Annotated in this window: 12 protein-coding genes; 1 reads left to right on the forward strand and 11 read right to left on the reverse strand. The window is 44.7% G+C overall.

Translation table 11 applies throughout. The features are described 5' to 3' along the window. The first annotated feature begins 227 nt into the window (after positions 1–227). Positions 228–1,154, forward strand: a complete 927-nt coding sequence (locus AC1DM9_RS12460; RefSeq protein ID WP_477580240.1) for a methyl-accepting chemotaxis protein — start codon at positions 228–230, stop codon at positions 1,152–1,154. A gap of 234 nt (positions 1,155–1,388) precedes the next feature. Here AC1DM9_RS12460 and AC1DM9_RS12465 read toward each other — a convergent pair whose 3' ends face one another. The 11 genes from AC1DM9_RS12465 to AC1DM9_RS12515 all read right to left on the reverse strand — a co-directional run bounded on the left by AC1DM9_RS12465 (position 1,389) and on the right by AC1DM9_RS12515 (position 12,405). Then, positions 1,389–1,778: a shikimate kinase gene (locus AC1DM9_RS12465; protein ID WP_477580242.1), complete on the reverse strand. Its 390-nt coding sequence runs from the start codon at positions 1,776–1,778 to the stop codon at positions 1,389–1,391. A 118-nt stretch (positions 1,779–1,896) separates the two neighbouring features. Further along, entirely contained in the window at positions 1,897–2,379 is a 483-nt protein-coding gene (locus tag AC1DM9_RS12470; protein ID WP_477512736.1) for a YhfM domain-containing protein, read from the reverse strand. 149 nt (positions 2,380–2,528) lie between these two features. After that, a complete protein-coding gene (locus AC1DM9_RS12475; RefSeq protein WP_477580244.1) occupies positions 2,529–3,059 on the reverse strand; it encodes a hypothetical protein in 531 nt (176 codons plus the stop codon). Positions 3,060–3,216: 157 nt separating this feature from the next. Next, a complete protein-coding gene (locus AC1DM9_RS12480; RefSeq protein ID WP_477580246.1) occupies positions 3,217–3,591 on the reverse strand; it encodes a VOC family protein in 375 nt (124 codons plus the stop codon). Between the two features lie 184 nt (positions 3,592–3,775). Then, entirely contained in the window at positions 3,776–4,855 is a 1,080-nt protein-coding gene (locus AC1DM9_RS12485; protein WP_477580248.1) for a nitric oxide synthase oxygenase, read from the reverse strand. A gap of 14 nt (positions 4,856–4,869) precedes the next feature. Next, the gene (locus tag AC1DM9_RS12490; protein WP_477580250.1) at positions 4,870–5,715 is read right to left on the reverse strand and encodes an EcsC family protein; all 846 of its coding nucleotides are present in this window, start codon (positions 5,713–5,715) and stop codon (positions 4,870–4,872) included. Between the two features lie 65 nt (positions 5,716–5,780). Continuing rightward, a complete protein-coding gene (gene modB, locus AC1DM9_RS12495; protein WP_477580252.1) occupies positions 5,781–6,443 on the reverse strand; it encodes a molybdate ABC transporter permease subunit in 663 nt (220 codons plus the stop codon). Between the two features lie 50 nt (positions 6,444–6,493). Further along, positions 6,494–8,575 carry a HelD family protein gene (locus AC1DM9_RS12500; protein ID WP_477580254.1) on the reverse strand — a complete coding sequence of 694 codons (2,082 nt, stop codon included), beginning with the start codon at positions 8,573–8,575 and terminating at the stop codon, positions 6,494–6,496. Positions 8,576–8,655: 80 nt separating this feature from the next. Further along, entirely contained in the window at positions 8,656–8,946 is a 291-nt protein-coding gene (locus AC1DM9_RS12505; RefSeq protein ID WP_477512729.1) for a DUF1294 domain-containing protein, read from the reverse strand. Between the two features lie 66 nt (positions 8,947–9,012). Beyond that, complete coding sequence (hrpB, locus tag AC1DM9_RS12510) at positions 9,013–11,553, reverse strand: ATP-dependent helicase HrpB (protein WP_477580256.1); 2,541 nt, start codon at positions 11,551–11,553, stop codon at positions 9,013–9,015. A 27-nt stretch (positions 11,554–11,580) separates the two neighbouring features. Further along, positions 11,581–12,405 (reverse strand): hypothetical protein, encoded by an 825-nt coding sequence (locus AC1DM9_RS12515; RefSeq protein WP_477580258.1) that lies wholly within the window; start codon positions 12,403–12,405, stop codon positions 11,581–11,583. Positions 12,406–12,425 lie beyond the last annotated feature (20 nt).

Genomic DNA, 12,425 nt, shown 5'->3' on the forward strand with positions numbered 1-12,425 from the left:
TGATGTCATCTACTTAGAATAGCATATCTCGCCTCTTCGCGACATCAGATGAGAGAAGCAATCACATTAATCTCTCAACTGAATATGATAGAATTTCAAACATGTTCCAAGTGCGTTTCAAACCCTTGATAATAATATCTTGCACAACTTGTATAATGTTTGTAGAATGTTGTGAAGGCTATTTTTGCTTACTATAAGCATTCGAACGAATGAAGGAGAATCTCTACATGACAGAATCGAACACCGTGCTACATATGACTACCCAGGTATTGGACAAGCGAGCTGTTCTTACAGCTATTGAGCAGTCGCTCGCCATGATCGAATTCGATGTTCAAGGGAAGGTTTTATGGGCAAACGAAAATTTTGCGCAAGCTATGGGATATTACTCCTCAGAGATGCCAGGCATGCTGCATAAGCAATTTTGTTCGCAACAATTTGTGAATAGCACTGCGTATGCCAAACTCTGGGAAGACTTGCGCAATGGGCTACCCTTTCAGAATAAAATTTTGCGGATTACAAAAACCGGAAATGCAATCTGGCTGGAGGCCACTTACATGCCGGTCAGGGACGAAGAAGGCAGAGTCATTGCGATTTTAAAAATGGCAACCGATATTAATGCCCGCGAGCAGGCTACTTCTCAGATGACAGAGAATTTGCTGAAAATGTCCGAGGAGCTGCTCGGCCGTGCCCAAGAAGGGATATCACACAGCCAAGAAGTGGAAGCGGTAATTGAAAGAGTGGCTGTAGGTGCAAGCGATAATATGACTGTTCTCCACCTTCTGGAACAACAAACAAGCTTCATTCGTAAAATCGTTCGTACCATCCGCGATATTGCTTCGCAAACGAATATTTTATCTTTAAATGCGGCAATCGAAGCTGCACATGCCGGTGAGCATGGCCGGGGCTTCAATGTGGTCGCGATAGAGGTGCGCAAGCTGGCTGGTCAAGTCCAGGAAGCAACCAAAGAAGTAAATGGGTATGTAGAAGATATCGTAAACCATGTTCATGAGGTCGTAAACGGCACCAAACTCTCACAAGAGGTCGTTGCGGAAAGTCAGCTGCGCATTCAACGGGCTGTCGATGAATTCATCAGCATCGGAGAAGCGGCGCGACAGCTGGATATGCAGGCGAAAGAGCTTAAAAATACGATATAGCAATCATCTTCAGCATGGCCCGAAATGAGATGAATATGATTCTCCCGTACGGCCTCAAGCTGTTTCTACTCCCCTTACACGATTAATTATGTAATAAATGTTATACATTAGGTGCGCTTTTTCGCTCCTTTATTCCTGCATGCTCTCTATAATTTCACTAACACAACGTTCGATATCCTTATTTGAGCAATCAAAAGTTATATCACTATAATTCATGTATAGCGGCAATCTTTCCTAATAAACGTCCTTCAGGCTATTTCCTTTCTTCATTACAATCCCTCTGGTTGTTATGTTTATGAGCCGCTTTTGAATTTCTTCATATGGGACATGCAAATACACAATCTGCCCAACCTGTTTCAGGGCATTCATAGCTTTATTTGAATAGATAACACTTCCACCTGTAGAAATCACACAATTATTCAGTTCCAGTTCAGAAACGATTTTCTCTTCGATTTCCATAAATTTGTCGATACCCTCATGATCAATTATTTCTTGCAGCAACCTACCTTCTAGTTGTTGAATAATAAGATCTGTATCGATGAAATCCATTCCTAAAGCTTTTGCAAGCAATACACCTAAAGTGCTTTTACCCGCTCCTGACATACCGATTAGTACGATATTCATATTTTTCCGCACCTTTGTAATGCCTCCATCTTCCCTTTAAAATAACCTCAAAGTAGCACGGGAAGGCTGTCATCCTACCGGCTGCCTCGTTCAGTTAATTGTTCAGATCATTGTTTACCTAATCCTTTACAGAGTTTGTCAGCCGCTTGTTGATTAACTCATCAATTTGATTGATTGCTTCTTCACTTAAGAAATATGACTTTTGTACTTCAAGATCTGTAATCATTTTTAGAGGTTTGCTATTCCAGTATCGAAAACGTTGCTCTGAGGATGAATATTTTACGACAATGTCGTAGTTCGGTCCGATAGCAACAACCTCCCCTGTAGCTCTAACCGCATCTTTTATTGCTTCTGAAAATGCTTGAAATTCATTTTTCTCGGTAAGAGTCGCTAATGGTTTAGGCATTGGCTCTAAATCTATGCCATCAGGTTCTATGATAACAATTTCCTTTATTTCATTCACTGGCAATTGTGCAAATGGCAAATTTTCTTCAACTACAGTATTTACGGAAGTTCGGTTTGATGCTGCGGGATCAGACTTTGTGGAACAACCAGATATACAAACCGTAATAAACAATACCAAGCAGACAAACTTTTGCACAAGAACCCCTGCCTCTCTAACATTCAAATTAAAAGTACACACATCTACTTCGACGTATGTTAATAATTTTATGTTGCGTAATTTTTGAGGATCTCCTGCTAAGATTCGTTCGAATTAATTACCCATATGCACAAAAAAATGGCTGCCAATCACTCAAAATGAAATACATTTTTGTTGTCTACATTAAATCCATTCAATATGAAACCAGGATAAACCTCGCTATAACGATCTTGCAAAGCAAACCATAGCTTAGTCCCATTTTGTAGCTCCACTATTTCTGCATCTTTATCAATATGTTTGTTTGTACCTTTATCTTCGATATGAAGTCTGGCAATCGACTGTTCATTTATAATGCCATAATAAAGCTGGTACTGCTTATCTTCTTTTTTTGCATTGTTATCAAGGTTAACCCATCCCCAGTCAACATCCCTCTCCGAAGAAAACGGCACCGTACCGCCGCCGAAGCCCCATTTATACCTATTTCCCTCATTATAAACAATACCAGCATCTATGCCTCCGCTTGGATTTTCATAAAATAAAATGACTCCTTTTTCCACTTCATATTGATGATAAATTTGTTTGGATTGTATTCCAGCGTGTTTCATAGCTTCATCTATCGATTTGTAGCCGAGTTTAAGGCAACTTGAAAGGATAAGAAATATCGCCAAAAGAAGCAGCATTTTGAATCTCATCACATACCCCCTTTTCTTGGTTTACCTAAAATAAAATGTGCAAGACACCCCAATGCCTGCTCATCCTTATGTATGATTCTTATATCGTTTAACGTCAGCTAATAAAAGTCTATCAGTTGATTACAGTTTACCAAAATTAACATTCCTAGATAGTATGTGCGACCAACATATTGCCATCGGGATCAAAAAATTTCAAAAACCTTCTTCCTTCCTCGCCTTGCGGTGCTTGTGGGTTACCGTGTACCTTAACGCTAGCTTCAGATAGCTTTCTGCAAAGCTCATCCATATCATCTACCTGAAATCCGATGCTTGGAAACGATTCGCCGTTAACTGTAAACGTTGATGATTCCTTATCTGAAGACTGCCACAAAAAGATATGTGTTTTATCTTCCTTAAAGCCTATAATAGCAAATTCACCGAAATTAGCATGTAACGTACAATCGAGATTGGTAATATACCATAAAGCTGCTTCCTCCAAGTTTTTCACTGGAATCTGTACATGACTAATAAATTTTCCCATAAAGAGCCTCCTTATTTTTTTAGTCTCCTATTAAAACAATCAGGCATTCATAATTTTCTCTGCAAAAGCAAGTTCATCTCAAAATTCGACTTCACATGCTTAAAATAAAAAAATAGAGGAGATTAGCCCAATTCATGAACTAACATTCCTCTATTTATCTTACTACATTTCATACATTATTTTCTTAATATGGAGCAGCTTGTGCTCGATAAGCAGGCGTTCGTTCCGTATCATCAAAGCTGCGATGCCATATGCCCGTTGTAGCGGGTGACATAGGCGGTATAAGCCATGACCAACGACCGGTCACAGCTCTACCCTGCTCCTGCTCTTGCTTCTCAAAACGTAGAAACTGCTCCGATGCTGTATGATGGTCAACAATGCTGACTCCCTGCTTTTTGAATGAATGCAGTACAGCTACATTAAGCTCCGTTAAAGCACGGTCCTTCCATAACGAAGTATTCGTTGACATATCAAATTGGAAAAGCTTTGCAACATTGGGCAGCTGATTATAGCGACTGGTGTCCGATAGGTTTCTCGCTCCGATTTCTGTACCCATATACCATCCATTAAAAGGAGCAGCCTTATACAAAATTCCACCTATTTCAAGCTCCATATCGGATATAAAAGGAACGGCATACCACTGCAATGCGAGCTGCTCGAACTCCTGATTTTCAGGATGCGTCAACACAACCTCTAGCACGTTCTCTTTAGGCAGCTCATACCATTTAGGCGATTTCCCTGATAGCGAAATAACTAGCGGAAGCACGTCAAATCGAGTACCTTCCCCCTTCCAGCCCAGCTTCTCACAAACAGCTGTAAAGGCTGCGGAGGCAGGATCGCCAATAATAGCTTCCCCTTCGCTGTAACCTGCATAACGTACGAGTTGATGATTCCAAATTCTTACGTTATTTTGAGAGTGGCTGGCCGGAAAAATCGTAATAGCTGGCCTAATTCTACCTCCATTTGTTGCATAGCTCATATGTTGGAAGATTCGTTTTGCGGCGTCTTGCTCATCCACTATATCGCGTGCGTCGAATACTTCCAGCGTCTGCCAAAACAATCGACCGATACAGCGGTTATTGTTCCGCCACGCCATCTTTGCACCATGCCTTAACTCTTCATACGTATGTGTATAATAACCAGTATCTTCTAATTGCTTCAGCACTTCATCAATTCGCCGCTTCGCTTCTTCTTCGGTTTTTCCAAGCTCATAATACGCTTCACCTAGGAAAGCAATCGCTTGCTCGGCTATGGTCTTTCTCATGCTGCTCGTCGTCATTATGCTTTCGCCTCATTTTCCCCCAGCTTTATCAATACTCTGCGTTTTCGATACAGCATGGTTGCTGCTTCTGCAACATCATTCAACATGCCCCGATTAATGAACGCTCCGAATAACATGCCTGCCACAGGTATCATTTGAAATAGCTTCTTCCAGCCAAAATTGTCCCGATAAACAGCAACCACTTCACTCCAGCCCTGCAGCTGCGACAGCATTTGATTGCTTCGGTTCACTTCCTCATAAGCACTGAGCTCATCAAGTATCGCTTTTTTTCCTACAATATCTGAAGAAGCAAATTGCATTACTTTAACTGCAAATACACGTTCTTCCTTGCTCTTTGGATCAAATCCGTAGCAAATCGCGATTTCTTGAATGATCTTCAGCGATAAGCCGAGTATTGCTGGAATATCGATCGCTAATGTAAAAATGCCGCCAATTCCTGTCGTTGCCCCTTGAAGCGTGGCCATTTTCGAACGACTGGATGCCAATTGCTCAGCAGTTAAGTTTAAAATAGACAACGGCATATTAGCTACATCGTTAATGGTCGTCTCTTCATGATCGGCTCCAAGTAGCACATCGTTCTGAGCAGCATTTTGATGCAGTTTATCAATAACCGAACGCTCCGAAATCAAATATTTCCCGCCATTTTGAATATAGCTTCCGATCTCATCCACTGCAAGTCCAAGTTTTTCCTGTATAAACTTTGGAGTAATTTTGTCGAGCAGCATAAATGGCAAACGCCCAAGCTTTTCCCAAAACCATAAATCCTTCTGTTCTTTTTCCCATTTCTCTATTTCAAGCAAAGCAGATTTCAAATGTTCTGGTGAATCCATGACAGTAGGCATCTTCGGGCACGCTCCTTCTCCGCAAGTAATACGCAGAAAAACTGGATTCGGATTCGTCCTTCACATTATTGTTCCAATTTGCGTCCCGTAAACAGCAGCATGACAAAAGAGAACGAAATAATAGCTATCGTCCAAGCCCAAGCCATTCCCATTTCACCCGTCTCAACAGCGATGTATATAGCAGTAGGTACTGTCTGCGTTCGACCTGGTATATTTCCTGCAATCATCAAGGTTGCGCCAAACTCGCCAAGGCCTCTAGCAAATCCTAGCAAGTATGCCGTAGTAAGTGATCGTTTAGCAAGCGGCAGCGTGATATATCTCAGCACCTGCAGCTCACTGGCTCCTGCTGAACGTGCAGAATCCTCAAGATGGCGATCGACGGAAAGAAAACCAACCTTCATCGTCTGATAAACGAGCGGAAACGCAACAATGACCGCCGCGATAACCGCGGCGATCCATGAGAAAACGATAGGTTGAGCAAATAACCACTCGTATGCTTTACCGATCCAGCTCTCTCGTCCAAGCGTAATGAGAAGAATGAATCCAACGACGGTTGGGGGGAGGACAAGCGGAAGCATGAAGAAGGTTTCTATGATACTTTTGCCTTTAAAAGAATGCTGTGACATGAAGCGTGCTACGAGCATTCCAATAATGGCAACGATAATGCTAGCAATAATAGATACTCTCAAAGAGAGCCATACTGGCGGCAGCCATTCGTCCCAGTTCATAAATAAGTAGCCTCCGGATAGACGTTATGTTGCTGCCTATTATATCGAAATTAAGCTTCGTCGCCCAGCAGTAATGTGAGTTTTCCGCGATAAAACAGCTTAAGCTTATGCAAGGCGCGCGTGCATCCGACGTACAATAGCTTCGCATCAAGCTCAGAATAAGCTTCCTCGCTCGCATCTGCTACAAGAACGGCATCGAATTCCAAACCTTTAGACAAGTAGACAGGTACTACAGACAGGCCGCCGCCATATGCAGGCTGCTTGCTCTGCACTAACGAAGCATCCAAACCTTGCTTAATCAAGAAGTTATAAATTTCTTCGCATTCAATCGCTGTACGGCCAATGACAGAAATCGTCTCATATTCCGCCTTCGATTGCCATTCACGGATAGTACCTTCAATGGAAGCTAGCCAATTATCGTTTTCAACTGGCACTGCAAGAACGGCATCTCCGCTTCGGAAAACAGGCACCGCAGGTTTGACTTCACCGATCATGCTTCCTAAAATTTTGTTGGCAAATTCAATAATTTCCATTGTCGAACGATAGCTTCGATTGAGCTCATAAAAGTCAATCTGCTCTTCATTAAACAAAGCGGTAAGCTCTGTCCAGCTTTGTACGCCTGCGTAGGCATGAATTCCTTGCTGCAAATCGCCTAGCACGGTCATCGATGCTGTTCTTTGACACAGCCGCAGTACTTCCAGCTGAAACGGAGAATAATCCTGTGCTTCATCAATAACGATATGATCGAAAAACTGCTTCGGCAATCCAAATAGCTGAAGCTGGATATAGGCGAGCGGTGCCAAATCCTCCGCAGCAGCCATTTCTTTTTTTAATCGTTCGGCAGTTGCAGCTGCGATAACCTTAGGAATACGGCTCTCAAGCTGTTTGCCGCTGAACAACGAGGCATATAGCTGTAAAGAGGTATAGGCCGGAATTTTTTTGGTGTAGCTATTAAACTTAGTGAGCGCCTTCGCTCTTATTTTTTTATCAACAATCCGCTTCATCTTCAGCTCGGACTCCATCCAGCGACGAATCCGACTAACCAGTCGATCTCGTTTCTTCATGAGCGTCTCTTCGCCATAATCGGTATCATACCACTCGCGGATTTGCTCTGGCGACAGCTCAAGCCCGTCAATTGGCATAAAAGATGTCGTTGGCACAATTCGTTGCTCAAAGTTAGCGACCCGCTCATCAATAATTGCTTTAAAATCGAGATTCCCTTTAAAACGTCCGGATGCATTCTCCACTTCTGAAGCAGTTCTGCGTTCTTCGAACCAATAAGCCATCGTATCGGAAGGATCGCTGACGGTTACTGTTTTCTCCAGCAGCTCAAGAGACCAGTCACTGAATGTCGTTTGCTGAATATCACCCACGCCTAGCTCTGGCAATACACCGGATATGTAGTCTAGGAACATTCGGTTAGGTGCAAAGATAATCATACGCTCCGCTCGCATCCGATCGGCGTACTGATAAAGCAAGAAAGCAAGTCTATGCAGCGCAACGGTCGTTTTACCGCTTCCCGCGACGCCCTGTATAAACAACGCTTTGTTACGATCCGCACGAATAATACGGTCTTGCTCGCCTTGAATCGTAGAAACGATATCACGCAGCTTATTATCCTTGTTCTCACCTAAGCGATACAAAAGGAATTCATCCGTTACCGAGCCTTCTTCTTGGCCGCGTACAAAACTATCAACCAGACGAATGATTTCTCCCTGGCGGATCATGAAATTTCGCTTTAAATGGACATATCCTTCAATTTCTCCGTCAGGCGACTGATAAGAAGCTGGCGCTTCTCCGCCTGTGAAGGAATAAAACAAGCTTGCTGCTGGCGCACGCCAATCGATGACAAGCAGCTCATTGCTGCCTTGCTTTGCCACGCCGGCTTTGCCAATATATAAGGGTTTTGTTTCACCCACTGGCAACTCTTGAAAATCAATGCGGCCGAAATAAGGCTCACGCTTCGATATTTCAAGTCTAAGTCTACGTTCCTCTTGCTGTAAATCGAGCATTTGCTCTGTGAAATCATCGCCTTTGTAGCGTGGACCAATTTCTTGAAGCTGATTTACAATATCATTCAGCGACTCGGTTAATCGATCCTGCTCTTCTTGATAGGCACTTTGAACGGTCATGTCAGTTACCTCCTAAGTTTGTGGTGTGCAAGAAAAAAAAGAGAAGCCCCAATATACCATAGGAAGGCTTCTCAAAGCAATCAAGAGTTTACAGTCATTCCAATAAGCTTGGCAGCTCCTAGAATGAGCAATATATTTAAGACAAACAGAAAAGGAATTCCTACAGTAAACGAGCGATGTTTTGTTTTATGACGCCATTTTTTCATCGCAAGCCATGTTCCGCCTGCACCGCCAATGGCACTCAGCAAAAACAATCGTTTTTCGGGAACACGCCTGCGCTGCTTCTTAGCGCTTTTCTTATCAAAGCCCATAAGCGCAAACGTGTAAATATTTAAAAACAGCAAATATAGTATGACTAAATAAATGATCATTGCTTTGGCACACATCCTCTCAGTATAGGGATATTTCTCGTGCTTTGGCAGAAACAGCTGAGTCCCTTATGTGTTTCTCGGCTTCGCTCGATTCGTCGGCATCGCTGTGTAAGGATCATCCGGCCAATAATGCTTTGGATAACGTCCTTTTAAATCCTTCTTTACTTCGAAATACGTATTCTCCCAAAAGCTGCGCAAATCACGAGTCACTTGAACCGGTCGCTGCGAAGGGGATAAAAGATGCAGTGTAACCGGCAACCTGCCCCTTGCTAGTCGTGGTGTATCCGTTAGACCGAATAGCTCCTGTAGCCTTACAGCGAGCACAGGGGACTCCGGATCACTGTAGTCTATCGGTATGCGAGAACCGCTAGGCACAACGATATGGGTAGGAACCTGCTCATCAAGCTCCTGTTTTTGCTTCCAGCTAAGCTTGCCTTCAAGCAGCTGAAGCATGGAGAGCTTCTGTAAATCAGCACGGCTCTTCATCCCAAATAGATGCGGCTTCAGCCACTCTTCGAGCGTGCCGAGCAGCGCTTCATCGGAAGCATCGGGCCAATCATCGCCAGCCAGCGCCATCAGCTTCATTCTTGCTTTCAACTGCTGCGCTTGCTTGCTCATTGGCAGCATTACAAATCCAGTTTCCTGAATCGCAGAAATCAAAGCATCCGCAACAAGTTGTTCATCCGGTTTCTGAAGAATGGTTTCTTTCATCACAATACTGCCAAGTCGCAATCGTTTCCTTGCACGAACAGCTTGTGCAGAAGCATCCCACTCTACGACCTCTTCAGCTATTATATAGCCACTTAGATAATGCTCGATATCGCTTAGATGAAGTTCAGCCGCTAACCGAATCCGGCTTTCGGAGCCTGTATCATCGAGCTCGCAAGCAGCAAGATAAGCTGAACGCGATAGCGGCTGAAGTTCAGGCAGTACCGCTCCTCTGCCGTTAGCTAATAAATATCGGCCATCGCTGCGCTTTTGAGCGATTCGGTCCGGATACGCAAATGCCAGCAAAATGCCAATCGGAATAGGCGACTTGTGCTGAGCTGTCTTCTCAGAAGCTGTCTCGGCAGCGGGTTGCGCTGACAATTTCCGCTCCCATTGATCCGCTTGCGCGATAATTCGGCGTACTGCGCCACTGCTAGGGTGCTCGGAGCTGCCGCCCATCAGCAGTTTGCCAAATTTTCCGGACAGCTGATATAACAAATCCAACCGTAGCTGCACATCTACATTGCGCTCCTGTGGAAGTAAATCACGTTCGCTTAGCAAAGCTGCTGCATCACATGCGAGTCGCGCAGAACCTAGCTCTGAAGCCTGCAAAATCATGGCACCGAGCCGCGGATGCAAACCAAACTGTGCCATCTTCACTCCCTCGGCTGTTGGTTTACTGTCACCGTCTATTGCGTTTAGCTCTTTCAGCAAAGCAACCGCTTGCTCATAAGCAGCTGCAGGCGGCGGCGTCAACCAATTAAGCTCCAGCGGATCTTTTATTCCCCAAATGGCTAACTCAAGGGCAAGGGCAGCAAGATCTGCCTCAAGCAGCTCGGGTGTACTCTGTTTCGGCAAATAAACATGCTCTTGCTCTGTCCATAACCGATAACAAGCACCTTTAGCCAACCTCCCAGCTCTCCCTCGGCGCTGATCCGCGGAAGCGATCGAAACAGGCAATGTTTCCAGCCGAGTCATGCCTGTTCTTGGAGAAAACCGGGGAACTCGCATTAAGCCGCTGTCTACCACAACCTTAACTCCTTCAACGGTCAGACTTGATTCTGCAATGGAAGTCGCAAGCACAACCTTGCGTTCGCCATCAGTACATGGAGCAACAGCCGCATCTTGTTTCTCGAGCGGCAAGCTGCCATGCAGCTCCTCTACTCGAGCAAATGAAGATACGCCACTCTCCATTAACCATCTGGCTGTGCGGCGTATCTCTGCAACACCTGGCAAAAACGCTAATACATCTCCATCAAACGAACGGAGCGCTTCCATAATCGTTCGTGCCATGTGGGGCTCAATAGGTCCCGTAAGCTTTGCTTTCATGTACTGTGTCTCAACAGGGAAAACCCGGCCTTCACTGCTAATAATTGGTGCACCCTCAAGCAGCTCGGCAATCGGCTCTGCATCCAGCGTTGCTGACATAATAACGAGGCGTAAATCATCTCTCAGCAATTGCTGTGATTGCAAGCAAAGCGTTAAGCCAAGATCGCCATGCAAGTGCCGTTCATGGAATTCATCAAACAAGATCGCCCCAACCTGCTCGAGTGCGGGGTCCTCCTGCAGCATGCGCGTTAATACACCTTCGGTCACCACTTCAATGCGCGTTTGCGAACTAACCCGAGAATCTAATCTCACCCGGTAACCAACCGTTTCACCAGCCTGCTCGCCAAGCGATTTTGCCATAAACTGTGCGGCTGAACGTGCGGCGAGTCTTCGCGGCTCAAGCATTATTATTTTTTTGCTTCCCAGCCATGGCTGATCAAGCAGCGCAAGCGGAACTCGTGTCGTCTTTCCGGCTCCCGGCTCTGCGATTAGCACCGCATTCACACCGCTTTGCAGAGCCAATAGCAGTTCCGGCAATACCTGATCAATCGGCAATTGCTGTTGATTCATGCTGATTGCTCCTTATCTTATCTCAACTCATTTTACGATCCGGATCATTTGTACTACCGGTCTGTTATCTCCAGGCAACGATGCCTTGCTGCCAAAAAGCTGGGACGACCCGTCACCATCTAGAAAAATACCGTCAACCAGCTTTCCATCGCCAACGCTTGATATAATCGCTTCTCTAAATACGGCAAGCGAGTTTTTCGTTTCACTAACAATTAAATATAACGCCCCTGCTTGATCGTACACCGCTGCCGATCGCAAGCGATTGTCATCTGGGAACGGCGCATTTTCCTTAACCGACTGCTCAATCCAATGTGCATCATCGCCTAAGCTCATGCTAATACCGCCTTGTGCCCAGAAACGTGTGTGATCCTTCACTTTTATCTCGGACGCTTGGCTTGCAACCTGAACGCTTAATGAATCAGAAGCGCCGTCCCAAACGAGTGTGCCACGCGCATATTTTACGTTTTCGCTTCCCGTTCCGAAATTGCCAATTTCCTTATTAACCGGAATGCTATTTACGACCCCGATGCTTAACAGCTGGTTGCCATAAAAAAATCCGCCGTTAATGCCGACCTTCCCAGTAAGGGTAACATTTGTATTGATCGTTTCAAGCGTGACATAAGCGGGCTTTGTTTGCAGTACGTGCAGCTTTACCCCACTACTTGAAACCTTTGAAAAATAGGAGTAATGCAATGCTTGATCTGACTTTGAGAGATTAACCGCATTGCGATTTCCAAGTGAAATAATCATCAAATATAGCATCAAGACGAGTACAAGCATAATGCCTGCCATAATGCCGACTATGGTGAACAGCCGCTTTTTGCTCATCCGAGCGGGTTCTTTCATTTCCATTGCTCTCCAAGCTCCTTAAC

The organism is Paenibacillus sp. 01T431 (genome assembly GCF_056398625.1).

What these genes read in the sequence shown, in the direction of transcription:
- modB (WP_477580252.1), bottom strand. Translation starts at nt 6,443, where the DNA reads ATGAACTGGGACGAATGGCTGCCGCCAGTATGGCTCTCTTTGAGAGTA.
- AC1DM9_RS12515 (WP_477580258.1), bottom strand. Translation starts at nt 12,405, where the DNA reads ATGGAAATGAAAGAACCCGCTCGGATGAGCAAAAAGCGGCTGTTCACC.
- AC1DM9_RS12465 (WP_477580242.1), bottom strand. Translation starts at nt 1,778, where the DNA reads ATGAATATCGTACTAATCGGTATGTCAGGAGCGGGTAAAAGCACTTTA.
- AC1DM9_RS12500 (WP_477580254.1), bottom strand. Translation starts at nt 8,575, where the DNA reads ATGACCGTTCAAAGTGCCTATCAAGAAGAGCAGGATCGATTAACCGAG.
- AC1DM9_RS12480 (WP_477580246.1), bottom strand. Translation starts at nt 3,591, where the DNA reads ATGGGAAAATTTATTAGTCATGTACAGATTCCAGTGAAAAACTTGGAG.
- AC1DM9_RS12505 (WP_477512729.1), bottom strand. Translation starts at nt 8,946, where the DNA reads ATGATCATTTATTTAGTCATACTATATTTGCTGTTTTTAAATATTTAC.
- AC1DM9_RS12490 (WP_477580250.1), bottom strand. Translation starts at nt 5,715, where the DNA reads ATGCCTACTGTCATGGATTCACCAGAACATTTGAAATCTGCTTTGCTT.
- AC1DM9_RS12475 (WP_477580244.1), bottom strand. Translation starts at nt 3,059, where the DNA reads ATGCTGCTTCTTTTGGCGATATTTCTTATCCTTTCAAGTTGCCTTAAA.
- hrpB (WP_477580256.1), bottom strand. Translation starts at nt 11,553, where the DNA reads ATGAATCAACAGCAATTGCCGATTGATCAGGTATTGCCGGAACTGCTA.
- AC1DM9_RS12460 (WP_477580240.1), top strand. Translation starts at nt 228, where the DNA reads ATGACAGAATCGAACACCGTGCTACATATGACTACCCAGGTATTGGAC.
- AC1DM9_RS12485 (WP_477580248.1), bottom strand. Translation starts at nt 4,855, where the DNA reads ATGAGAAAGACCATAGCCGAGCAAGCGATTGCTTTCCTAGGTGAAGCG.